General features: G+C 70.5%; 18 protein-coding genes and 4 pseudogenes. 16 read left to right on the forward strand and 6 right to left on the reverse strand.

Annotated elements, in window-relative coordinates; translation table 11 throughout:
- Positions 1 to 108: 108 nt before the first annotated feature.
- Positions 109 to 789 (reverse strand): sensor domain-containing protein, encoded by a 681-nt coding sequence (locus ACWC1K_RS38400; RefSeq protein WP_450837571.1) that lies wholly within the window; start codon positions 787 to 789, stop codon positions 109 to 111.
- Positions 790 to 1,100: 311 nt separating this feature from the next.
- Between ACWC1K_RS38400 and ACWC1K_RS38405 the strand changes: the two genes are divergently transcribed.
- On the forward strand, positions 1,101 to 1,250 hold the full coding sequence (locus tag ACWC1K_RS38405; protein WP_450837573.1) for a hypothetical protein: 150 nt from the start codon (positions 1,101 to 1,103) through the stop codon (positions 1,248 to 1,250).
- Positions 1,251 to 1,389: 139 nt separating this feature from the next.
- Here the strand turns inward: ACWC1K_RS38405 and ACWC1K_RS38410 are convergent.
- The 5 genes and pseudogenes from ACWC1K_RS38410 to ACWC1K_RS38430 all read right to left on the reverse strand — a co-directional run.
- A pseudogene (locus ACWC1K_RS38410) lies at positions 1,390 to 1,728 on the reverse strand (transposase); the annotation flags it as partial.
- A 56-nt stretch (positions 1,729 to 1,784) separates the two neighbouring features.
- Positions 1,785 to 1,896, reverse strand: a pseudogene (locus ACWC1K_RS38415) (IS5/IS1182 family transposase); the annotation flags it as partial.
- An 89-nt stretch (positions 1,897 to 1,985) separates the two neighbouring features.
- On the reverse strand, positions 1,986 to 2,411 hold the full coding sequence (locus ACWC1K_RS38420; protein ID WP_450837574.1) for a hypothetical protein: 426 nt from the start codon (positions 2,409 to 2,411) through the stop codon (positions 1,986 to 1,988).
- Between the two features lie 135 nt (positions 2,412 to 2,546).
- On the reverse strand, positions 2,547 to 2,933 hold the full coding sequence (locus ACWC1K_RS38425) for a hypothetical protein (RefSeq protein ID WP_450837576.1): 387 nt from the start codon (positions 2,931 to 2,933) through the stop codon (positions 2,547 to 2,549).
- A gap of 703 nt (positions 2,934 to 3,636) precedes the next feature.
- Positions 3,637 to 3,867: pseudogene (locus tag ACWC1K_RS38430) on the reverse strand (IS1380 family transposase); the annotation flags it as partial.
- Here ACWC1K_RS38430 and ACWC1K_RS38435 point away from each other — a divergent pair.
- The 15 genes and pseudogenes from ACWC1K_RS38435 to ACWC1K_RS38505 form a co-directional block, all read left to right on the forward strand.
- Positions 3,866 to 4,384: pseudogene (locus ACWC1K_RS38435) on the forward strand (transposase); the annotation flags it as partial. The pseudogenes ACWC1K_RS38430 and ACWC1K_RS38435 sit on opposite strands and share 2 nt — an antisense overlap.
- A 234-nt stretch (positions 4,385 to 4,618) precedes the next feature.
- Positions 4,619 to 6,433: a phage tail sheath family protein gene (locus ACWC1K_RS38440; RefSeq protein ID WP_450837577.1), complete on the forward strand. Its 1,815-nt coding sequence runs from the start codon at positions 4,619 to 4,621 to the stop codon at positions 6,431 to 6,433.
- A gap of 29 nt (positions 6,434 to 6,462) precedes the next feature.
- The gene (locus ACWC1K_RS38445) at positions 6,463 to 6,984 is read left to right on the forward strand and encodes a phage tail protein (RefSeq protein ID WP_450837579.1); all 522 of its coding nucleotides are present in this window, start codon (positions 6,463 to 6,465) and stop codon (positions 6,982 to 6,984) included.
- The gene (locus tag ACWC1K_RS38450; protein WP_450837581.1) at positions 6,981 to 7,703 is read left to right on the forward strand and encodes a hypothetical protein; all 723 of its coding nucleotides are present in this window, start codon (positions 6,981 to 6,983) and stop codon (positions 7,701 to 7,703) included. The genes ACWC1K_RS38445 and ACWC1K_RS38450 overlap by 4 nt, the downstream gene beginning before the upstream one ends.
- A 1,699-nt stretch (positions 7,704 to 9,402) precedes the next feature.
- A complete protein-coding gene (locus ACWC1K_RS38455) occupies positions 9,403 to 10,593 on the forward strand; it encodes a DUF4255 domain-containing protein (protein ID WP_450837583.1) in 1,191 nt (396 codons plus the stop codon).
- Entirely contained in the window at positions 10,590 to 10,925 is a 336-nt protein-coding gene (locus tag ACWC1K_RS38460) for a hypothetical protein (RefSeq protein ID WP_450837584.1), read from the forward strand. The genes ACWC1K_RS38455 and ACWC1K_RS38460 overlap by 4 nt, the downstream gene beginning before the upstream one ends.
- Entirely contained in the window at positions 10,922 to 11,563 is a 642-nt protein-coding gene (locus ACWC1K_RS38465) for a hypothetical protein (protein WP_450837585.1), read from the forward strand. The genes ACWC1K_RS38460 and ACWC1K_RS38465 overlap by 4 nt, the downstream gene beginning before the upstream one ends.
- Before the next feature lie 29 nt (positions 11,564 to 11,592).
- Complete coding sequence (locus tag ACWC1K_RS38470; protein ID WP_450837587.1) at positions 11,593 to 11,922, forward strand: hypothetical protein; 330 nt, start codon at positions 11,593 to 11,595, stop codon at positions 11,920 to 11,922.
- Complete coding sequence (locus tag ACWC1K_RS38475) at positions 11,919 to 13,037, forward strand: hypothetical protein (protein ID WP_450837588.1); 1,119 nt, start codon at positions 11,919 to 11,921, stop codon at positions 13,035 to 13,037. Before ACWC1K_RS38470 ends, ACWC1K_RS38475 begins: the two co-directional genes overlap by 4 nt.
- Complete coding sequence (locus ACWC1K_RS38480) at positions 13,034 to 13,564, forward strand: phage baseplate assembly protein V (RefSeq protein WP_450837590.1); 531 nt, start codon at positions 13,034 to 13,036, stop codon at positions 13,562 to 13,564. The genes ACWC1K_RS38475 and ACWC1K_RS38480 overlap by 4 nt, the downstream gene beginning before the upstream one ends.
- A gap of 8 nt (positions 13,565 to 13,572) precedes the next feature.
- On the forward strand, positions 13,573 to 13,926 hold the full coding sequence (locus ACWC1K_RS38485; protein ID WP_450837592.1) for a hypothetical protein: 354 nt from the start codon (positions 13,573 to 13,575) through the stop codon (positions 13,924 to 13,926).
- 5 nt (positions 13,927 to 13,931) lie between these two features.
- Positions 13,932 to 14,294, forward strand: coding sequence for a GPW/gp25 family protein (locus tag ACWC1K_RS38490; protein ID WP_450837593.1), 363 nt, complete (start codon positions 13,932 to 13,934; stop codon positions 14,292 to 14,294).
- A complete protein-coding gene (locus tag ACWC1K_RS38495) occupies positions 14,291 to 16,990 on the forward strand; it encodes a putative baseplate assembly protein (RefSeq protein ID WP_450837595.1) in 2,700 nt (899 codons plus the stop codon). Before ACWC1K_RS38490 ends, ACWC1K_RS38495 begins: the two co-directional genes overlap by 4 nt.
- Positions 16,987 to 20,118 carry a putative baseplate assembly protein gene (locus ACWC1K_RS38500; protein WP_450837596.1) on the forward strand — a complete coding sequence of 1,044 codons (3,132 nt, stop codon included), beginning with the start codon at positions 16,987 to 16,989 and terminating at the stop codon, positions 20,116 to 20,118. The genes ACWC1K_RS38495 and ACWC1K_RS38500 overlap by 4 nt, the downstream gene beginning before the upstream one ends.
- Complete coding sequence (locus ACWC1K_RS38505; protein WP_450837598.1) at positions 20,115 to 22,232, forward strand: hypothetical protein; 2,118 nt, start codon at positions 20,115 to 20,117, stop codon at positions 22,230 to 22,232. Before ACWC1K_RS38500 ends, ACWC1K_RS38505 begins: the two co-directional genes overlap by 4 nt.
- The last annotated feature ends 54 nt before the right edge of the window (positions 22,233 to 22,286 follow it).

The raw sequence follows: 22,286 nt of genomic DNA on the forward strand, positions 1-22,286 counted from the left end.
ACGCCGCCCGTAATCGGTTCACTTCATGCGTGTCCACACACCCAACATGCTCGTGATCAGCACCAACGCCTAGACCTAACGAAACACTACTAGGCACTGTCCGGCGGATCATGGGCCCTTCGCATCTGCGGCGAGAACCTCTTCGTGGCGCAGCTCGGCCGCCGCCTGCTTCCCCGTTTGCTGGAGCAGCCTGAACGGGTCGGGGCTACTCGTCGCGTTTACGCTCACCACGACGGTGCCCACACGGATCAGCTCCGTAGCCCATGGCTCGGCCTTGCCGCCCTGCAGGCTCCACGACCCCTGGAACGCTGTGGAGTCGTCGCCTGTTCGCGGGACCGGCATACTGACTACCTCCTTGAAGGAAAAGGAGTACTTCTTGAGCCGGTAGTGAAGGTGGGAGCAGTGTTTGACTGAGGTCCGGGTGTCGTCGATGACTCGCTCAGCTTCTCTGGCACTGGGGTAGCTGACCACCATGCTCTCCAACTGGACCGGACGGTCAGTGGTGGTGAGGGTGTATCCCCTGTCGACCTCGTGCAGCCCGTGATAGTAGGAGCCGCTCAGAAATTGGGCGTTGAGGAAGGTCGTGCACTCGGCGCTGCCCGCATCCGCCTTGTACCTGATGCTCGTCACACCTGTGCGGTCGTATCTTGGCGCGCGTTTCAGCAGCGGGAAGTCTGCGTCGGAGAAGGCGACCACGTGGAGCTGCTTCTCGCTCAGGACCACGGCCTGCACCCTGGGGTCGAGGCTCGCAGCCTTGGCCGTCGGCGGCCCGGCGGCCTGCGACGCCACGGAGTGGACCTTCGACCCAGACCCCCCACACGCAGCCGTAACGCCCAGCGCCATGCTCACGACAACGGCACACACCGTACGTCGGACCGCGTTCATGTGTGCCCCCCTGTGATCGCCCCGCTGGCCACCGGAATATAGCAGCGCGGCTGTGCAGCGCCTCGGACCTTCGGTGCTGACCAACGATCGCTACTCGACCCCTACGAGCACATCAGCCAGGAGAAGGCCGTGCAGATCCCGCGGGAGTGGTTGGATCCGCTTTGGGTGTACCCAGCGAGCTGGAGGAAGATCTGCAGCAGGAGGCGTTCGACCGCGTGGCTGCAGCCGATGGCATCTACTATGTCAGCGAGTTCGGTGATGAGGCGATTCACGACAGGGGCCGTGTGCACGACTACTTCCACGAGTTCGTGCTGATCGACCGCTCGGCTGGGCAGATCTCCCTCGTCGTCGCGGCCGACGACTGAGCCAACCATCGGCGCATCCGCTGCAATGGCTGACATGAGGAGCGGAGCCACAGCCGAATCGCGGCAAGTGTGACCGTGCCATGGAAGACGTAAGCTCTCTTGATGCCCCTATGGATCGTCAAGCCGCGACGGCGCGGAGCTACGCTGGTTGGGACCGAACGATGATCAGGTAGAGCTCCCGGGCGACGTAGCGTTTGGGGCAATGGATCGCTTCGCGTCTGGTCTTGCCTTCTTTGATGCGTCGTTCCACGCAGGTGCGGCTTCGGTTTTCCCAGCGCAGGCAGGCGAGCACGATCGTATAGAGGGCGGAGTTCGCCTGGCGGTCGCCGCCCCGGTTGAGCCGTCGGCGCTGGCTCTTGCCCGACGAGGCTTCAACGGGACTGACGCCGCAGAGGGCGGCGAACGCTGCTTCGCTGTGCAGCCGTTCAGGGTTGTCGCCCATCGCGATGAGCAGGGCGGCGGCGGTGTTTGGTCCCACAGGGGTCTTGGCCATGCGTAACAGCCGTAGGACTTCGACGGGGCCATCACCGCGTTTTGGTGCATTGCCTGCCTGACCGGGCGTGACGACGAAGGCCAGGGGCCGGCAGCGACTGTCGGCGGCCAGGTGGATCTTGGTAGTCAGGCCGCCGCGTGACCGTCCGAGGGCATGGTCGGCAGCTCGCCGGCCGGGGCCCCTTTTGACGGGCCCCGGCGGCGTGCTGGTGAGCGCGGACGATGGTGGAGTCGACCAACGGCCTAGCCCTGGGGAGTAAGCACCATATATGTCACTGCTGTTCCATCGTCCATGACGCCTCTGAACAGTTGTTCGTTCAGCAAGGGCGAGGTTGTGAGCACCGAGGCCAATACGCCAGCGACAGAATTGACGTAACGCAGGATCGCGGGCGCCGCACTGAATCCGAGCGCGTCTTCGATTTCCTTCCGACCCGCCTCCGTGAGGAGATCATTGATTACGTCGTCGACTCCACTTGGCCGGTCAGGCGGGCCGTTATAGATTGTCACGTAGTAGCCGTTTTCCTGACGTGCGCTGACTGAGATCTGGGCGTCGTCCCGAATTGTTTTTCCCTGCGGCGCTTCTGAGGGTACCGGGATCAGGGTGTCGTCGGGTGCGGCTTCGAATCGGGTTGTATTGTCGCTTGCCGGGTTGGGAAGTGTGTCTGCCATGTCAAACCCTCCTATGGGTCGCGCGGCGGCCGAATTGTTCGTGCATTTGATCTCTGCGTTTCACCCCGACAGCAACTTCGCTTCGATTAGCGACCCGCCTCTGAGCGTCGGCAAGCGTATTGGGGAGGAGAGTTGTCACGCGACGCCTTCGGGTGGGCTGATGCCTTGTGTCTCGGCAGCGGCAACAACTTGGGCCCTCACCCTCTCGTCTGGCTCCACGCTGGCCAGTGCGTCCCAGATGGACGAGCCAGCTGCGCCGATCAGGCAGCCAATGCATGCCCCAATGTAGGCAGACACGAGTACGGCAGCAGCTCCACCGATGACCTCTTCATCGATGCCTGTCACAGCACCGGCGGCGACAAGAGTTCCAAGCACCAGCTCAGTCTCGCCACCGGCATCTTCCCAAGCCCGGTGAACCCGCTCAAGGAACTCCAACACCTCATCGGCGCTGTCCAACCCTTGCGCAGGGGTCGGCAGACCACTTGCGTGCATGCATGTTTGGAATTCATCCGAGAACGCCATTTCCCTGCCTCCTGAAACGAGAACCCACCGGGCCCCAATACCACCGGCAGACACTCATGGCGACCGCCAGCTCTCTGGGATTGCGGGGTCTGCCAGCCCTCGTCGCGTACTAGCCGAGCGTCCACAATGCGGATTGCGCTCGCCAGAGTTAATCTGGTCCGTTGAATTGAGGTGGCCTCCTGGGCCCGAAGGGAGAATCAACTCCGGTTCCCAAACCTGGCGTTCCCGCCGCTGACCGCGTCCAAGGAATCTGCAGCCTCGGAGTTCAGGTTAGCTCCGATCCCCTTGCGGTGCACGTTGAGCGGCGCCTTAACAACCGATCAAGAATCAGTCGATTGCTCAACAGTCGCGCGACCCGCCGTTTCCTGACGCCCGGTGAGCCGGCCACGCGTGATCGGGCGGTATGGGCGGTCTTGGCTCAGAACCCGCAACAGGCCGGGCAACAGCTCGGCGTACCCGGTCAACGGCACCCACCACATCTCCGCCCGCCCTCGGCACTTCCTTGTCCTCGATCACCGAGCCCAAGCCCCCCGAGCTGGTCTGTTCCGGCAACCAGGTCGGCCCCTGCGTCATCTGCCGGCGCAAACCCACAAATACGGCAGCGGCGGCAGCTCGCTCTGACCATGGTCCAGCACCCACTCCCGAGCACCCTCAACTACCCCGCCACCAGGACACATACCCAGCGAAAGAGGAACTCAGCACGGAGATTCCGCAGGCCGGTGACCCGGGCGGCGCGGCCGCGGTCCTCGGCCTGGGCCCGCAGCCGGGGATGCAGCTCAAGCTCGGCGATCGGCCGCCCCGAGGCGTTGGTGGCGAAACAGGTCAGCCGCATGGTGTCCGCGTCCGTGAGCCGCAACTGGGCATCAGGGTATGGCCGTTCCTGACGAACGACCAGCCGCATGCCCTCCGGCCGGCCGTCCAGGACTTCGCCGGACCCTCGGGCCTGCGTGATCGACGCGCAAAGCGTCAAGACCTCCACCTCAGTACCCACCAGGACGCAGGGCATCGACGCGGGCAAGAAGATCGTCGGGCGTAAGCGCAGCATCATCACCGACACCCTCGGCTTGCTGCTGGCGGTGCTGGCCTCCGCGGCCGGCGTCCAGGACTCCACCGCCGGCCGCTCCCCCCTGGAGCAAGCCGCTGCCGCCCACCCCTGCCTGCGCAGGGTCCGGGTCGACGGCGGCTACCGCAAGCACTTCGTCGAGCACGCCGCCGTTCTCGGTGTCGACCTCGAAATCGTCCAACGCGTGCCCGGGACAAGGGGATTCACCCCGATTCCGAAACGCTGGGCGGTGCAGCGGACGTATGGCTGGCTCATGGTGCACCGGCGCCTGGCGCGCCCCTGCGAGCCCCACCCGCACCACTCCGAAGCCATGATCCACCTGGCCATGACCAACCTCATGGCCCGCAGACTCACCGGCGAATCCACCCCGAACTGGCTCGGAACCTGACCTGGGACCAAACACGAATCACCGGACCAAACACTGAGTTGGCCGCCCTCCCCCGCCGACCGTATCGACCCCTCCGCCTGTTCCGGCTGCCACACCCCGCCCTGCACACCGTTGGACCTGCCGGCGATCCCCTCGTCACCCGAGCGATGCAGTCCGGGCACCACACTGAGTGCCCAATGGTGACATATCTGCATATTATGATCACGATCGTGAGCAGCTTCGGAAGGGGCCGGCATGCCGGTGAACGTCACCTACCCGGGTGTCTACGTCGACGAGGTCAAGAGTTCGGTCAGGACAATCACCGGCGTGCCCACCTCGGTGGCCGCCTTCGTCGGTTACGCGCCCCGTGGCCCGGTCGACCGGCCCGTGCACATCACCACCTGGGCCGACTACGAGGCCGTCTTCGGCGGCCTGCGGCCGAACTGCCCGCTGAGTTACGCCGTCTACCAGTTCTATCTGAACGGGGGCAGCGAGGCCGAGATCGTCAGAGTGGTGCAAGACGAGACGGACGTCGTCCACCTGCCGCTCAGCACGAGTACGAGCCCGCCGCCCAAAGAGTCCAATCAACCCGAGCCCGCTTCCGCGGCGGGCGGCGAGGGCGGAGAGTCCGCCGCCGGGTCCGGAGAGGACGACTCCTCCGGTGAGGACAAGAACAGGAACCGGACCCCACCGTCCAGCGGTGGCGCCAAGGGGGCCTCGGCCTCCGGCTCGTCCGGCAAAACGACCGCCGGCGGCCCCTACCTTCTCGCCGCTTCCCCAGGACAGTGGGCGCGCAGCCTTCGCGCCCGCGTGGACTGGGACACCTCCGAGGGCAAGAGCACCCCGGACCGACAGCGCAAGCTGTTCAATCTGACGATCCGTGACGTGGAGACGGGCGCGGAGGAGCGCTATCTCAACGCCAGTGTCGAGGAGGACAGTCCGCGCAACCTCGCGCATCTTCTGGAGTCCTCACGGCTCGTGCGCGTCGCCCCGGAAGCTCCCATCAATACAGTGCCGGGGGAAAGCGCTGTTCCGACGGCGGAGGCAGATCCCTGGCAGCCGCCCTTGTGCTACGCCCCGGAAGAGACCGGTGGCAGGGACCAACGGCCCGAGAACCTGAAGCGGTACGAGGGCGACCCGGCAGCAAAGACCGGCCTCTACCAACTGCTGAAGACGGACATCTTCAACATCCTGTGTCTGCCCGACGCCCACTGGCTCGACGAGCAGGCGCGGGCCAAGGGCGGCAGCGTGCAGGCCCTGCTCGCCCCGGCGCTGAAACTGTGCGTCGACCGGCGGGCCGTTCTGCTGGTCGACCCGCCCTCCTCGTGGACCGCTGTTCAGCGGAGCGGCGCTTCCAACACCGGTGTCGTGGACAACGTCCTGGATAAAATGACGGAGTTGGAGCCACTCGGCGAATCCGGCAAGAACGCCGCCGTGTACTACCCCCGCGTTCTCTCACCCGACCCGCTGCTCAACGGCGCATTGAGACCCTTCTCGCCCTGCGGTGTGATGGCCGGTGTGCTCGCACGGACCGACGTGCAGCGCGGCGTCTGGAAAGCGCCGGCCGGTACGGACGCCTCGCTGAGCGGCGTCAGTGAGCTCGAAGTGCCGCTGACCGACCTGGAGATCGGGCAGCTGAACCCGGTCGGCGTCAACTGTCTGCGTCGGCTACCCGCTGCCGGTCCGGTCGCCTGGGGTGCCCGCACCCTGCGCGGCGCCGACCGGCTCGCCAGCGAATGGAAGTACCTCCCCGTGCGCCGGCTCGCCCTCTTTATCGAGGAAAGCCTCTTCCGGGGCACCCAGTGGGTGGTGTTCGAACCGAACGACGAGCCGCTGTGGGCATCGATCCGGCTGAACGTCGGCGCCTTCATGAACTCCCTCTTCCGAGCGGGGGCGTTCCAGGGCCGCACGCCCCAGGACGCCTATCTCGTGAAGTGCGACAAGGACACCAACCCGCAGAACGACATCGATCGCGGCATCGTCAACATCCAGGTGGGCTTCGCACCGCTCAAACCCGCGGAGTTCGTGATCGTGCACATCCAGCAGCTCGCCGGCCAGATCCAGGTCTAGGTCGAGATCCAGGTCCAGGAGGACGACCGATGCCCGAAATCAAGCGCCGGGACCCCTTCAAGAACTTCCGGTTCCGGGTGAAGTTCAGCGGAGAGACCGACTACATCGCGGGAATCAGCAAGGTCAGTGGGCTCAAGCGCACCACCGAGGTCATCCGGCACCGCGACGGCGGAGACCCCGGCACCAGCCGCAAACTTCCCGGCCGCACCGAGTACGAGGCCATCACCCTTGAGCGCGGCTGCACCGTCGACACGGCCTTCGAGGAATGGGCCAACCGCGTCTGGAGCCTGAAGAACTCGGCCGGCGGGCTGGAGACCTCGCTGAAGGACTTCCGGCGCGATCTCATCATCGACGTCTTCGACGAGGGCGGACAGCAGGTGCTGTCCTACTCCGTCCACGACTGCTGGGTCTCCGAGTACCAGGGCCTGCCCGAACTCGACGCCGGAACCAACGGCGTGGCCTTCGAGCACATCAAGGTGGAACACCACGGCTGGGTACGGGAGCACACCAATCCGCCGCAGGAACCGCAGTTCTCAGACACCGCGGGGTGAGCGGCGTGCCGCGGCAGCTGACAGAGGCGAACGTCCTCGACGTGTGGGAGAGCGGGCTCGCCGGGCCACCGGCGGCCCGCTCCCTCCTGCTCGCCTCGCTGGCGGCGCCGAGCGGACAGAGCGTCGCGGGCCTGCCCCTGAGCGCGCTCAACTCCCTTTTGGTGGAGCTGCGTCGCGGTGCGTTCGGCGACGCGCTGCCGTGCACGGCAGACTGCCCGGAGTGCGGCGAGAGTCTCGATGTCATCGTGGCCGCCAGTGAGTTGTCGCCTGCCGGGGCCGGCACCGCCGTGGCCGCTACTGCGACGGTGATGTCGTACGGCAGAACGGTCACGTATCGCGCCCTGACAGGCCAGGATGTCCACGCCGTCGATCCCGCCGCGCCCCGCGCCCGCCAGACCCTGCTGCGCCGCTGCGTCCTGCGGGTCGACCCACCGGACGACGACGTGCCCGACGAGGTCCTTGAGGACGTCGCCCTGCGGCTCGCCGACCTCGACCCTGGGGCCGATGCCGTACTCACGCTGAACTGCCCGCAGTGTAAGAACCATTGGGAAGCCGCGCTCGACCTCGCCGAACACCTGTGGACCGACGTCTGCGCCTACGCACACCGCCTCCTGCACGAAGTGCACACCCTCGCCCGAGCCTACGGCTGGACGGAGGCCGACGTGCTCGCGATCAGCCCGACAAGGCGGCAGTTCTATTTGGAGGCGAGCACCGTATGACCGACTTCGTGGACCGTCTCCTCGGGGCACCGGGGCCGAGGTTGCGGCCGCTCGCACCGAATGTGTTCGATCCAGGGGCGCCGCGTTTGCCGCTAGGGCCTGCCACGAAAGTCCCGTCGTCCGCCCGAAGGGCGGGCCCCGCGCCCGCCGCGCCGGCGGCTGATGTCGCTGTCAGTGCGCGCCATCGCAAGCCGGAGGGTCCCCCTTGTACTGGACGTACGCGGGCGAACCCGAGAACGCAGCGAGCGCACGTGCCGGGCGCCACGGGGCAGGCGAGAATTTCGTACGAGGCAGGGGAATTCTTGTACGTGGCCCCGGGCCAGGAGACGGGAGCGGTCGGGCAGGAGGCGGCGGATCCGAGGACGGCTGGTGAGGCCATTGAGACTGATGAGCCAGATGAGGCCATTGAGGTCTGCGAGACCGCTCAAACCATCTTGAAGACCGCTGAGGCCGATGGGGCCCTCCGTAAAACCCATGAGGCCCCTGATGCTGTTGAGGCCAATGAGATCGGTCGTCATATGGCCGGCAGCGAGGACATGCGTCCGACCGGTGGAGACATCGGCAGGGGCGTGCGTCCTGCCGAGCACAAGAAGACGAGCCCGGTAGACGCCGAGGCCACGCGCACCGCTGTCCCCCAACGGCCCCCCCGAGCCGACGCCCAGGCCACACCCCGTGCCGACGGGAAAGAATCACGCTCGGAGGACGAGAAGGAGGGGTCATGCCTGGTCAGCGGGAAAGGTGTACCGCTGACCGGAACCGACCCCTGGCCGAGCGCGTCGTCACAGCGGACGTCCGATGCCGGGTCCTGTGCGCAAGCTCGCGGTGTCGGCCATCGTCAAGGGGGCGACGCACCGCCGGAAGCAGCCGTGTTCGAAGCGCCGCGCGCCCAGGAATCGCAGCCTTCTGCGACAACTCCAGCCATCGGCCACCGCGCCGTGCCGGTCGGCTCGCGCGCGGAGAACTCCCACCGCAGCCCCACGGCGGATGAGCCACCTGTACGTCGCCGAAGTCGCCCGGAGCGCCCCGCTGCCGTCCGCACGCGCGCCACAGCGTCGGCGCCGCACGTACAGGATCCCCTCCGACCGGACCCCCCGCTTTTCCCGACAGAGGCCGGCGCGGCGCCTCAGAGTCACGCGGTGTCTCCGCATGGCCCGGGCACGCCGGTGCGAGGCCCCGGAGTGCGTCGCGAGAACTTCGGCGTGTCCATCCAGAAATCCTCCGCATCTCCCCCTAGGACGGCCGCCGATGCAGGGAACGACCAAGCGCAATCGGCAGCATCACCCGCACGAACGGCAGTACCCGAAGGACTGCCCGTCTCGCCGAGACCCTCATTGTCACCGTCACGGACACCGGCGCAGCCATCACTGTCGCGCGCGCCATCACCCTCGCAGCCCTCGCAGCCCTCGCAGCCCTCGGCAAGCAGGCCCTCCTCAGCGGATGCCCTCCCCCAACCGCCCCCGGTCCGTGCCGAATGGGCACTCGCCCCGGCCCCCCACATCCGCACCGCAAGCCTTGCCACCACCCGCACCGGGTCGGCGCCACCACCCGCAACGGAACACCCGGCACACCGGACCGTCGTCCGAGTCACCATCGATCAGCTGGTCGTCCGCGCCGCCCCTCCTCGACCCGGCGACGACCACCCCACTGCCCCGCACCGCAAGCCTCGGCTGACTCTGGAGGAGTACCTCGGGAGGCGGGCGTGAGTGATGCGTTGGCCCTTGCCGCCGTGACCGAGACCCTGCGGGCCGTACTACACGACGCCATCCGACCGATCGTCCCCGGCGCAGAAGTGACGATCCGTCACCCCAGTGATGTCGCCGGCACCGCCGACGGTGCGACAGCCGTGCTCAACCTCTTTCTCCACCGGACCGGCGTCGACCCCGCCTGGCGCAACACCGATCCCGTCGGCGCGCACCCCGGCGAGAGTCGGCATCCCGCGCTGCCGCTCGTCCTGCACTACGTGTTCACCGCCCACGCGCCCCTCGGGGAGAATTCCACCGTCCCCGAGCGGCTGCTCGGTGCGGCGATGGCAGCCCTGCACGAGCGGCCGGAGCTGCGTGCCGACGACCTCAGGACCGCCGCCGACTTCAGTGACCTGCATCTGCAGCAGGAACCGGTGAGGGTCACCCCAGCGTTGATGACGGCCGACGAGATGTGCCGGCTGTGGACGGCCCTTGGCCACGGCTACCGGCTGTCCGTCGCGTACGAAGCACGTGTCGTCCTCATCGACAGTGCCATGCCCGGCCGGGCCCCCCTGCCGGTGCTGCGGCGCGGGGCAACCGGGACCGGGTCCGAGGCGATGCCGACGGCGGCGGGCTGGCCGGTGCTTCAGGCAGTCCTGCCGTCGGTCGCCGCGCCGGGCTCCGACATCGTGCTCAGCGGCAGCGGGTTTCAGACGGGGACGCCGAGTGTGCGCCTCACGCACCCCCTGCTCGGCGGGCCGGTCGTGCTGCCGGCGCGCGCGGACGGGGCGACCGCGGTGCGGGCTACGCTCGGCGACGAGCTCGGCGCGGGGCTCTGGTCAGCCGTCCTCGTCCTCGCCGGGCCCGACGGCAGCGAACGGACCACCGCCCCCCGTCACTTCCACATCGCACCGCGCATCACCAGTGCCCTGCCGCTGACCGGCGCGCGGGACGAGGAGGGGGCGGTGGTGCTGACGGTTCAGTGCGCGCCCGCCGTGCACGCCGGTCAGCGGGCCGAGTTGCTCGTGGCGGATCGGCCCGTGCCTGCAGAGCCGTTCACCCGGGCGACCGGCACACTGCGGTTCCGACTGGCCGCGGGAGCCGCGGGGCGGTATCCGCTGAGGTTGCGCGTCGACGGGGTGGACAGCCCCCTGATCGATGGGGAAGCCGGGCGGTTCGACACCGATGCGGCTGTGGTGATCACATGACGACGGCCACACGGGTCGAGCTGCGCATCCGTCGGCTGGTATGGGACGCGGTCGACCCGCCCTCACCTGCGGCGCTGTGCGCGGCCGTCGAGGCAGAACTCGGGGTACTGCTCGGCAACTCCCCCACTGCCGACGCCGTCGACCGCGCCGTACCGGCGGGCTCCGCCCTCACCGCGCACGCCCGCCGGATCGCCCTCGCCGTCCACGAGGCACTCCGGGCCGAGCAACGACCGAACGCGCACCACCGATCCCTGCACCTCGCCCCCTGCCCGACCCCCGACGCCAAGCCCACACCCGGTCCCCGGCCAGAGGCAGGAGCCCCCACCCCATGAGCACCCCCGCTCCCCGCCGCGGCGGCTTCGTCTTCCTGGACCCTGACCAGGGCCAGGTCCTGCGGGTCATGCCCTTCCAGTACAACCCCGACTGCATCACCCGCACCCTTCAGCCGCGCGGCATCTCAGCCGACGCTCGTGAACGGCTGGAAGCGTTGCGGTTGCAGGGTCCGGCCCGTGAGACGTTTCGGATCGACGCGGAGTTCGATGCCGTGGACCAGGTGGCCTCGAAGGCCATGCCGGCGCCGCCCGCAGGGTCGGGACTGTTCGCGACGCTGGCCGCACTGGAGAGCGCCGTCACCCCCACGAGCGCGCAGCTGACCCGGCAGAAGGACCTGGCCGACCAGGGAATCCTGGAGATCGCCCCCGCAGAGGCCCCGCTGTCCGTCCTGGTGCTGGGACCACGACGGGTCCTGCCGGTACGGATGCTGGACATCGACGTGACGGAGGAGGCGTACGACGGGGAGCTCACCCCCATCCGGGCGCGCGTGACGCTGACGGTGCGGGTCCTCACCGTCGACGACGTCGGGTTCAACCACAAGGCCGGCGGTCTCTACCTGCAGTACCAGCAGAGCCGGGAGCGCCTCGCGGCAGCCGTCGCGTACGGCCCGGGAATCGTCGGCTACACGGGCGGCTGAGCCGCACACGCGCCACGGAGGAGGTCGGTATGTTTCAGCCCGGCAGCAGGTATCACGGAGTCCCCACGACGACCCACACCCTTGCGGACGGCCGGACCGTCACTCACCTGCGCCGCCGTTTCCTGCCCCGGCCGGAAGAGCTGACGGTGGTCGGCGAGCACGTGGTCGCGGCCGGCGAACGGCTCGACCACATCGCGGCCCGGCGGTACGGCGACGCGGAGCAGTCGTGGCGGATCGCGGACGCCAACCGGGCGTTGAGGCCGGACGAGTTGACAGCCGTGCCCCACCGGAAGCTGCGGATCACCCTGCCCGTCGAGGCGACGGCGGCGGCCGTCGGCGGCGAAGCGGCGCTGGGATGACGCACGGCCCCCAGGTGATGCTGCTCCTCGGCGACACGGTGCCCGCCCCCGCCGCCGCGGCGTTCGTCGACGCCCTGCACGGGGTCCGGATCAACTCTGCCAGCGGGGCGACCAGCGGCTTCCAGCTGACCTTCTCGGTGGCCCCCGGCTCGCCGCTGGCCCGGGCCGTGCTGCCGGGCGGGGCGCTGTATGCGAAGAAGCGGGTCGTGGTCGCCGTGTTGCTCGCGGGACGGTGCCATGTGCTCATGGACGGTGTGATCACACATCAGGAGTGGCATGCGGCACGGGCTCCCGGGGCGTCCTTCCTCGTCGTCACCGGTGAGGACCTGTCACTGCTGATGGATCTGAAGCACGTCCGGCGGGCGTACCCGGGGCTCGCTCCGCATCTGCGGGCGACGGCGGTCTGTGCCGCGTACGCCCAGTACGGCATCACGCCTGAGGCCGTGGCGCCGGTGCTCACGGACCAGCCGAATCCGCTGATCGACATCCCGGTGCAGGTGTCGACCGATCTGGCCTATCTGCGGGCGATGGCGGCGGACGTCGGCCATGTTTTCCACCTCGTGCCGGGGCCTGCCCCGGGGGTCAGCACCGCCTACTGGGGACCGCAGCGCCGCGCGGGGGCCCTCCAGCCGGCCCTGACGACCGGGTGTGGCGCCGCCGACAACGTGGAGGAGCTGACGTTCTCCTTCGACGGTCTGGCCGCGTCACGATACGCCACCCACCGGCTCGAACCGCCGTCCACGACCGCGTCCGAGGCGACCGCGCCTGAGCCGCTCGTGCTGCGCGGACCCCTGGCGGCGAGCCCGGCGGAGGCCCTGCGCGCCGGTGCGCTCGCCGGGCAGACCGGCCGCTCCCTCACCCGGACCCTGTTGGCCGGACTCGGCCGCGAGGTCGCCGCCGACGCCGTCCACGGGCGCGGGACCGTCGATGTCCTGCGCTACGGCCATGTCCTGGCTGCCCACGGTCTGGTGGGCGTACGCGGGGCGGGAACGGCGTACGACGGGCGCTATCTCGTGGCCACGGTGACCCACGATCTCACCCGGGACACGTTCAAGCAGCACTTCACGCTGGTCCGCGACGGGCTCGGCGCCGACACCCAGGTGGTGACCGTATGACAACAGCGCAGATGCATCGATGGCACGGCATGTACGAGGGTGTCGTGGTCTCCGCCGTGGACCCGACCGGGGTCGGCAGGCTTCTGGTGCGGGTCCCGGAGGTGCTGGGCGACGAGGCGCCCGTGTGGGCGGCCCCGCTCACCCCCCTGGCCGGTTCGGACTGCGGCATGTATGTGGTGCCACCGCCGGACTCCGGTGTGTGGGTGCGGTTCCTCGACGGGGACCCGGAGCGGGCCGTGTGGGTCGGGTTCCGGCGGGGCGGGTCGGGTGACGTACCCCCGGCGGCGAAGTCCGCACCCCCGGGCGTGCCGCAGATCGTGCTGGCCACGCCGTCTGGGAACGCCCTGGTCATCAGCGACATGCCCGGTCCTGCGGGCGGGATCAAACTCCAACTCCACGGTGAGAACGGACCGTTCATCAAGATGAGCGAGACCTCCATCGAGATCTCCTGCGGCCCTGGTCTCGCCACGCTCCAGCTTGTCGGACCGCAGCTCACCGTCAACGGCGGTGCGCTGACGGTGTTGTGAGGACGCCCATGCCCGGACTCCTGCTCCACTACGGCGCGTTGATGATGTGTGCCCATCCGCCCGGCGTCGTGACCATTCCCGCGCCGGTGCAGCAGCGTGTTCTCGTCGGCCCCAGCCCGGTTGCCACGAGCGCCGACACGTTCCTGGTGGCCGGCTGCAGCTTCCCGGCCGCCACGCTCGGGGCTCCGCCCTGCACGAGCATCGTGTGGCTCCACACCTCCACACGGGTGTTCGTCAACGGTCTGCCGGTCCTGCTCCAGCCGAGTCCGCCGGGCAGCCCCGGCCCGGCGATGGGGGTGGGCACGCCACCGCCCAATCCCCCGCTCGTGCAAGCCATGCAGCTGCGGGTCCGGGGGATGTGAGCGCGATGGACATCGCCTTCCCCTACCACGTCGACGCCCGCGGCCGTACGGCGACGGCCGCCCACGCCGACCACGTCCGGGACATGGTCGAACTGGTTCTGTTCACCAGCCCGGGAGAGCGGATCAACCGGCCCGACTTCGGCTGCGGCCTACTCGACCTGGTCTTCGCCGGAAACAGCCCCGAACTCGCCGCGACCCTGGAGATGACCGCCCAGGCCGCCCTGCAGCGCTGGCTCGGCGACCTGCTCACGGTGGAGTCACTCTCCGTCACCGTGGACGAGGCAACGCTCCATGTGCGGGTCGCCTACGTCCTGATGGCCACCGGGCAGAAACGCACCATGACCGTAAGCGGGGGGACCGGCTCATGACCGTGGCAGACCAGCGCCGGAGCGGTCCGGCCGGCATCGAGCAGGTGCAGGCGCACCCGGACCGGCGCACGCTGACCGTGACCTTCTTCGGCGAGCTGCCCCGGCTCGTGGACCGCACCCGGTTCGTGATCGAGGGAGGGCAGCGGGTCCTCGGCATCCGCGTGGTCCGGGTCGTCCGCGAAGCCGGGGAGGAGGCCGGGGACGGCACTCCGGCGCAGCGGTTCCGGCTGCTCCTCGACCGCCCCGGGGACGACTCCACCTACCGCCTGCGCGTCCTGGGACACGGCTTCCACGGCGCCCACGACCGGGCCGACTTCACCTTCTCCCCCGCCGCCGGCCGCCCGGAGGCCGCCCCCAGCACGCCCCGGCCGCCGGATCGCACGGCTCCGGCCATCGACTATCTGGCGAAGGACTACGCCAGCTTCCGGCGCCTCCTCCTGGAACGACTGTCCCTCACCCTGCCGCACTGGACCGAGCGCCACGTGCCCGACCTCTGGGTCACCCTGGTGGAGTTGCTGGCCCATGTCGGCGACCGGCTCAGCTACCAGCAGGACGCCGTCGCCACCGAGGCGTATCTGGACACCGCACGGCTGCGCACCTCGGTACGGCGGCACGCGCGCCTCGTCGGCTATGCGATGCACGACGGCTGTGCGGCCCGCACGGTGGTGTGCCTGGAGACGGCCGCACCGGTGCGGACGCGGACCGACGACCTTGCGTTCGCCGCGCTGCCGGAGGACGCGCTCCGTCCGGAGACCGGCCCGGTACTGCCCGTCGACGCACTCGTCTCCGGGGGCCACCCGGTCTACCGCCCCCTGGACCGGCGCGAGATGCATCTGCGACCCCAGCACAACAGCATCCCGCTGTGGGCGTGGGGCCAGGACGCCTTCCATCTGCCCGTCGGCACGACGCGGGCCGCTGTTCTCGACGAGGACCGTGCGCTGCATCTCAGGCCTGGTGACCTCCTCGTCCTGGAGGAGCTGCACGGGGCCGACGGCGGTCCGCCCGACCCCGGCCACCGGCAGGCCGTCCGGCTCACGCGGGCCGCGCGGGACGTCGACGCCGGCTCCGGCACCGCGGTCGTGAAGATCGCCTGGGCCGAGGAGGACTCGCTCACCTTCCCGCTGTGCGTGAGCAACCCGCCCGGAACCGATGGCCGGCCGGGCGGGAGCGTGGTGGCCCGCGGCAACGCGCTCCTCGTCGAGCACGGCGTGGAGAACACATGGCTGCCCGGCGGCGACACGGACGAGGTCATCAGGGTGACGGAGACGACCCGCCCCTTCAAGGCGGTGGTACGTGGCGCCCCCGTCACCTGGTCGCCGCCCCACCCCCGCCCGGCCGACCTGGCCGCCGCTCAGGCCAGGCACCTGCTCGGTCTCGCCGTCCGGGCTCGTGAGTTGTTGCGCGACCGTCACCATGGGACGGACACGCTCACCGATGAGGACCGGGATCTGCTGGAAGCGCTCTTCGGTACCTCCGAACTCGACGACCCCCGCGGCTCCGCCCGCCTCCTGGCCCGCTTCGACGACGTCCTGGCGCCCCGGCTCCGCCGCCTTCAATCCCTCGCCCGCCGCGCCGGATCCGGATATCCGCTCGACCCGGCGGACATGGGCTGGGAGCTCCGGCACACCTGGGGTGCGCGGGCCGCGGCCGGCCTGCACCCCGCCAATCCGGCCCTGCATGGCCCGGCGAGCGCCGCCCTGTGCCCCGACCCCCGGCAGGCCCTGCCCGCACTGCGCCTGGTGGAGGCGGAGGGTGCCGAAGTCCGGTGGACGCCGTGCCGGGACCTGCTGGACAGCGGCCCGCGCGACCGGCATGTGGTCGGCGAGAGCGACGACGAGGGAGTGCTCACCCTGCGGTTCGGCGACGACCGCTGCGGCCGGGCGCCCCGCCCCGGCACCGTGCTGCGCGCCGCCTACCGTGTGGGCAACGGCCGCGCCGGCAACGCCGGCAGTGAGGCCGTCAACCGGATCGCCCACCGCGAGGGCGGTCTGGAGGGCGTGGTCATGCGGGTGCGCAACCCGGTGCCGGCGACCGGCGGCACCGATCCGGAGCCGGTGGCCGAAGTACGGCTGGCAGTGCCCCGGGCCCCCTTCCGCACACTGCTGCGCGCCGTCACCGCCGAGGACTACGCCACGCTCGCCGAGGGCCGCTCCGGCGTGCAGCGCGCCGCCGCCGCGCTGCGCTGGACCGGCAGTTGGTACGAGGCCGACGTGGCCGTCGATCCGGAGGGCGCCGCCGTGCCGTCGCCGGACCTGCTGGAGGACGTACGCACCGCGCTGCACCGCTACCGGCGCATCGGCCATGAGGTCGTCACCCACCCCGCGCAGCTGGTGCCGCTCGACGTGGAGGTGTACGTCCTGGTCGACCCACATCACGTCACCGCTCATGTGCGGGAGGGGCTCGAGCGCTGCCTCCTGCCAGGAGAGGGAGGGTTCTTCGACCCGGCGGCGCTCACCTTCGGAACCCCGGTGCGGACCAGCGCCCTGGTGGCCGTCTGCATGGCGGTGCCCGGGGTGCGGCACGCCGAGGTCACCCGGCTGCGCAGGCTCCAGGCGTCCGGGTCCCGCCGCGACGGCCCTGACGTGCCGCCCTCCGGGGAGCTGCGCCTGCGCCCGCTGGAGATTCCGCGGCTCGACGGCGACGTCACCCGCCCGGAGAACGGGCGGCTGGTGCTGCGCCTGAGAGGAGGACGATGACCGACCCGCAGTCACCCTCGACACGGGTGTGGAACCGCCCCGGGCTGCCGGCGCTGTCGTATCGCGTCGGAACCCATCAGCAGTTCCTGGACGCGATGCTGGCCCGCCTGTCCCGGGCGGATGCGCAGTCGCTGACCGCACTCACCACCCGGGAGCCCGACGACCCCTCGCTCGCGCTGCTCGACGCCTGGGCCGTGGTCGCCGATGTGCTGACCTTCTATCAGGAACGCATCGCCAACGAGGGGTTCCTGCGCACCGCGACGGAGCACGAATCCCTGGCCCGGCTGGGGCGGCTGGTCGGCCACCAGCCGCGCCGCGCGCTGGCCGCCGCCACGCACCTCGCCTACACACTGGACCCCGGCACGTCCTGCGTCGTACCGACAGGCTCCCAGGTGCGGAGTGAACCGGAGCCCGGCGGGCTGCCATTGGTCTTCGAGACCGCCAAGGGCCTCACCGCGCGGGCCGAGTGGAACCGGCTGCCCGTCCGCACCACAACTCCGGCCGCCCTCGCGCCCGACCTCGCCGTCCGCACTGCGTCCATCGACATCGACGGGGTGCAGCCCGCTCTGCGCCCCGGTGACCGCCTGCTGTTCACCTATCCCGACGCCCGGCTGAACGTGACCCGGGTGGTGGGGGACGTGAAGCCGGATCCCGCGCTGGGGCGGACCGCCGTACGACTGCGGGTGCCGGACGCGACACGGCAGCTGGACGGAGCGGTGGAGGCGTTGCACGAGGACATGGAGGAAGCCGCCCGCCGGGCGCCGTCACGCGGCCCCTTCGAGAGGTTGCTGGCGCTGCTGAGGGACGTGCGGGACCGGGCCGAGGAACTTCGCGACCCGGACACGTTCGCGGCCCGGCTCGACCGCGGGCTGCGCGAGTTGCACGAGCGGCTCACGGACCTCGGCGGGAGTATCGACACCGACGCGCTGGCCGAGCGGGCCGCAGTCAGGCTCGTGACCGTCCAGCATGCCGTTCGCCACATGGCCGAGGAGCCCGCGCGGGCGGCGCCGGCCAGCCCGGAGGCACTGCTGCGCGACCTGGGCAATCCGGGCCGCCCGGTGCTGCACGCCGTGGACCCGCTGTTGATGACGCTCGGCCGAGGCAAGCCCCCGCCGCGTACCCCGCCGGCCGTCTCCGACGCCCTGGGCGCCGGCTCCGACGCCCTGCCCCGCGTGGTGGCGGGCCACCGGCCCGGCCTCGACGCGTCGCTGTACGAGGCGCTGTCGGCCGTGTCGGTCCCGGCCACCGCCCCGCCGGGCCTGCAGCGCTTCCGGGTCACCGCGACCCCCCTGGGTGCCTCGGTCCCGAACGACGACCGGGTGAGGCGGCTGCTGCGCTCCGCCATGCGGCCGCAGTCGGAGGGGGCTGCTCCACTCTCGGCCGACGTTCTGCTGCTCGACGCGGTGCACGAGGAGATTGAGCCCGGGAGCTGGATCGCGGTGCAGGTGACGGGCCGTCCGCGCACCCGTGTCGTCCAGGTCACCGAGGTCGGCCAGCTGTCGGTGGCGAACGACCAGGACGCCGTCCGGGTGACACGGCTGCGGCTGGCCGGTCCGTGGACCGAGGACTGCGACGACATCGCCGCCCGGCGCGCCACCACCGTGTGGGCCGCGGGCGAGCCGCTCACGCTCGCCGCCGCGCCCGATCCGACCGACGTGGCGAGCGACGCCCTCACGCTGGACGGCGTCTTCGGGGGACTCTCCCCCGGACGGCTGCTCATCGTCTCCGGGGAACGTACGGACATCTTTCCCGGGGCCGCCACGGGCGTGCCGGGCTGTGAGCTCGCCGTCCTCGCGGGCGTGCGCCACTCCTTCGTCGACCGGGTCTGCACGACGCTGCTGCTGACCGCGCCGCTTGCGCACCGCTACCGGCGGGACTCGGTCGTCGTGCACGGCAATGTCGTCCCGGCGACGGCGGGCGAGACGGTGAGGGAGATCCTCGGCAGCGGTGACGCGGGCCGGGCGGGCCAGGTGATGCCGCTGCGGCATGGTCCGCTGGTGTGGTTGCCGTCCGCGACCGCCGAGGGCGGCGAGGAGGCGCTGACCGTCCGTGTCGACGACGTGGTGTGGCAGCGTACGGCCGATCTGGGCGACGCGGGCCCGGCCGCCAAGGTCTACCAACTGCGCGCGGGCCCGGACGGCAAGGCCGTCGTAGAGTTCGGCAACGGCCTGTGCGGCGCCCGGCTGTCCTCGGGCACCGAGAACGTCACCGCCCGCTACCGCGTCGGCGGCGGCCGCGCCGGCAACGTCGCGGCCGGGCGGATCACGCAGGTGGTGAGCCGGCCGCTCGGCGTCAGCGGGGTCACCAACCCGCTGCCCGCGACCGGCGGGGCCGACGCGGACGGGCCGGCGCAGTTGCGCCGGGCGATCCCGCTGCGGCTGGCCGCCTTCGACCGGCTGGTGTCCGTGCGTGACTACCAATCCTTCGCACAGGCCTTCGCGGGCGTCGGCAAGGCGGTGGCGCAGCGCTGCCAGGACGGCGGCCGATCGGTCCTGCACGTTACCGTCGCCGCCGCTGACGACGCCCCGCTGGACGCGTCCTCCTCTCTGCTCGCCGGGCTGCGCACGGCGCTGCGGCGGTACGGCGACCCCGCGCTGCCCGTGCGGGTCGAGCCCTGTGAGCGCGTCCGGCTGGTGCTGGTGGTCAGCGTTGGTACGGCGCCCGGTCACCTACCGGAGAAGGTCGAGCGCAGGGTCCGCGAGGCGCTCGCCGCCCGACTGGGGTTCGCGGAGGCGCAGTTGGCCCGGCCCGTGTACCTGAGCGCGGTCGTCGCCGCCGCACACAGGGTCGAGGGTGTCGACTTCGTGGACGTGGACGCCTTCGGTGGTATCCCGGAGGGCGCCGACCCGGCCGACGTGGTGAGGTTCGCCGAGCATCCCTCCGTCGCCTCCTGCGTGGCCGGCCTGCCCGCGGGGACGCGTCTGGTACGCGACCTGTCCCCCGTAGACGGTCCGCCGGGTCCGGCCGCCGTGGTCGACGCCGCGCAGGCCCCAACGGTCCGCTTCGACCGCCGCGCGGCACCGGCCCCGGCCCAGCAAAGGCCCCCGCGGCAGGTCCTGCGTCCCGCCCAACTCGTCCTGCTGGACCCGGCCGTGCCCGAGACCCTGATCCTGCGGAGGACTCCATGACCCCGGACGAGCTGTACGCACTTCTGCCCGCCGTGCACCGCAGACGTGACGCGGAACAGGGCGGCCCGCTGCGCGCGCTGCTCACGGTCGTCGCCGAGCAGGCGGCCGTGGTCCAGGAGGACATCGAGCGGCTCTACGACAACTGGTTCATCGAGACCTGCGACGACTGGGTGGTGCCGTATCTCGGGGATCTCGTCGGGTACGAGATCCTGCCCCGCATCGCGGCCGCCCTGTCGGACGACACCTCCCGAGCCACCGGGCTGCCGGCCGCCGCCGTGCCCCGCAGGGACGTCGTCGACACGGTCTCGAACCGGCGCCGCAAGGGCACCTTGGCGCTGCTGGAGGATCTGGCGTCCGGCGTGGCCGGGTGGCCGGCCCGGGTCGTCGAGTACCACCGGCTGCTCTGCATCACCCAGCCGGTGCGCCGTTACTCCACCGACGCCGGCGACGCGCGCCGCAGAACGGCGCGCGGTGCACTGGTCGATGTGCGCAGCGCCGGGGTCCTGGACCAGCTGGGCGGCCCGTTCGACCCATGCGCCCGGACCGTGGAGGTGCCGCGCGTCGGATCCACCCGCCGCCCCGGCCGCTACGGCGTCCAGTCGGTCGGCCTGCACCTGTGGCGGCTGCGCAGCTACTCCGTGACACGAGCTCCCTCCTTCTGCCTGGACCGCGACCGGGCCTGCTACACCTTCAACGTGCTCGCCATCGACACACCCCTGTACACCGCCCCCGTGCCCGAGCCGTCCAGCGGTCGTATCTCTGACGAGACGAATGTGCCGCAGCCCATCGGCCGCAGAGCGCTGGCCGAGCGGCTCTACGACTACTACGGGCCCGGCAAGAGCCTGTGTGTGTGGACCGGTCCGGATTCCGGACGCGATGTGGTGCCGCCGGACCGTATCGTCGCCGCCGACCTGTCCGACTGGAGGTACCGCCCCACGCGCGGGCAGGTCGCCGTGGACCCCGTGCTCGGCCGACTCGCGCTGCCCGCGGGCACGGCTCCCGCACACGGTGTCCGAGTGACGTACCATCACGCGTTCTCCGGCGACCTCGGCGGCGGCGAGTACCCGCGCCCCGAGCCCGCGTCGGCCGCCGACGCGGAGCGTTACCGGGTGGGCCCGGGCGGGGACCACGTGAGTATCGCCGACGCGCTCGACCGCTGGCGTGCCGGGAAACGAGCGCACGGCGGCAAGAAGCAGGTGATCGTGGAGATCACCGCCAACGAGGTGTACGAGGACCTGACCGAAATCCGTCTCGACCCTGACGACCACCTGGTCCTGCGGGCTGCGGACGGCGTGCGCCCCGTCATCCGGCTGACCGGGCGGCACAGCGGAGACCGTCGGCGTGCCCTGACCATCACGGGCACCGGCAGGCCGACGGCACGGATCGTCCTCGACGGACTGCTGGTGACCGGAGGCAGGGTGCGGGTACGGGGCGGGTTGGAGCGTCTGATCGTCCGGCACTGCACATTCGTACCAGGCTGGGTGCTGGAGGAAAGCGGCACACCGCTGGCACCGGGTGCGCCTGGGCTGGACATCGCTGCCGGCCGGGTGCACACAGAGATCCGCCACAGCGTGATCGGCAGCATCTCCGTCGACGGAGGCAACGACAACCGCGTCGAGCTGTACGACAGCGTGGTGGACGCCACCGAGCGCGACGCGACGGCGATCGGCGCACCGGACGGCGGCCCCGCCGGCGTCCTCCTCACCGCCCACGGCACCACCGTCCGTGGAGCCGTGCTCGTCCACGCGGTCGACGTGCTGGAGAACTGCCTGCTGGACGGCGAGGTGCATGTCGAGCGACGCGACGAGGGCTCCCTACGGTTCTGCTGGCTGCCGGACGGTTCCCTGACCCCGCCGCGGTTCCACTGCCAGCCCGACCACTCCGGGGATCCGAAGCGGGTGATGGTGCGTTTCGCCGCCATCCGGTACGGCTCGCCCAACTACATGCGACTCGCCGACGATTGCCCCCACGAGATCCGCCGCGGCGGCGCAAACTGGTCCGAGCCCGGTGCACTGCACCACCTCTTCCAACCGCAGCGCGAGGACAACCTGTGCACCCGGCTGGACGAATACACCCCGGCCGGCTGCGACGCGGGGCTCTTCTTCGTCACCTGAGCGCATCGCGAACGCCTCTCTCCCTCATCCCCTCGGCCCAGGCAGGAACCCCCA

The organism is Streptomyces sp. NPDC001492, assembly GCF_053597275.1.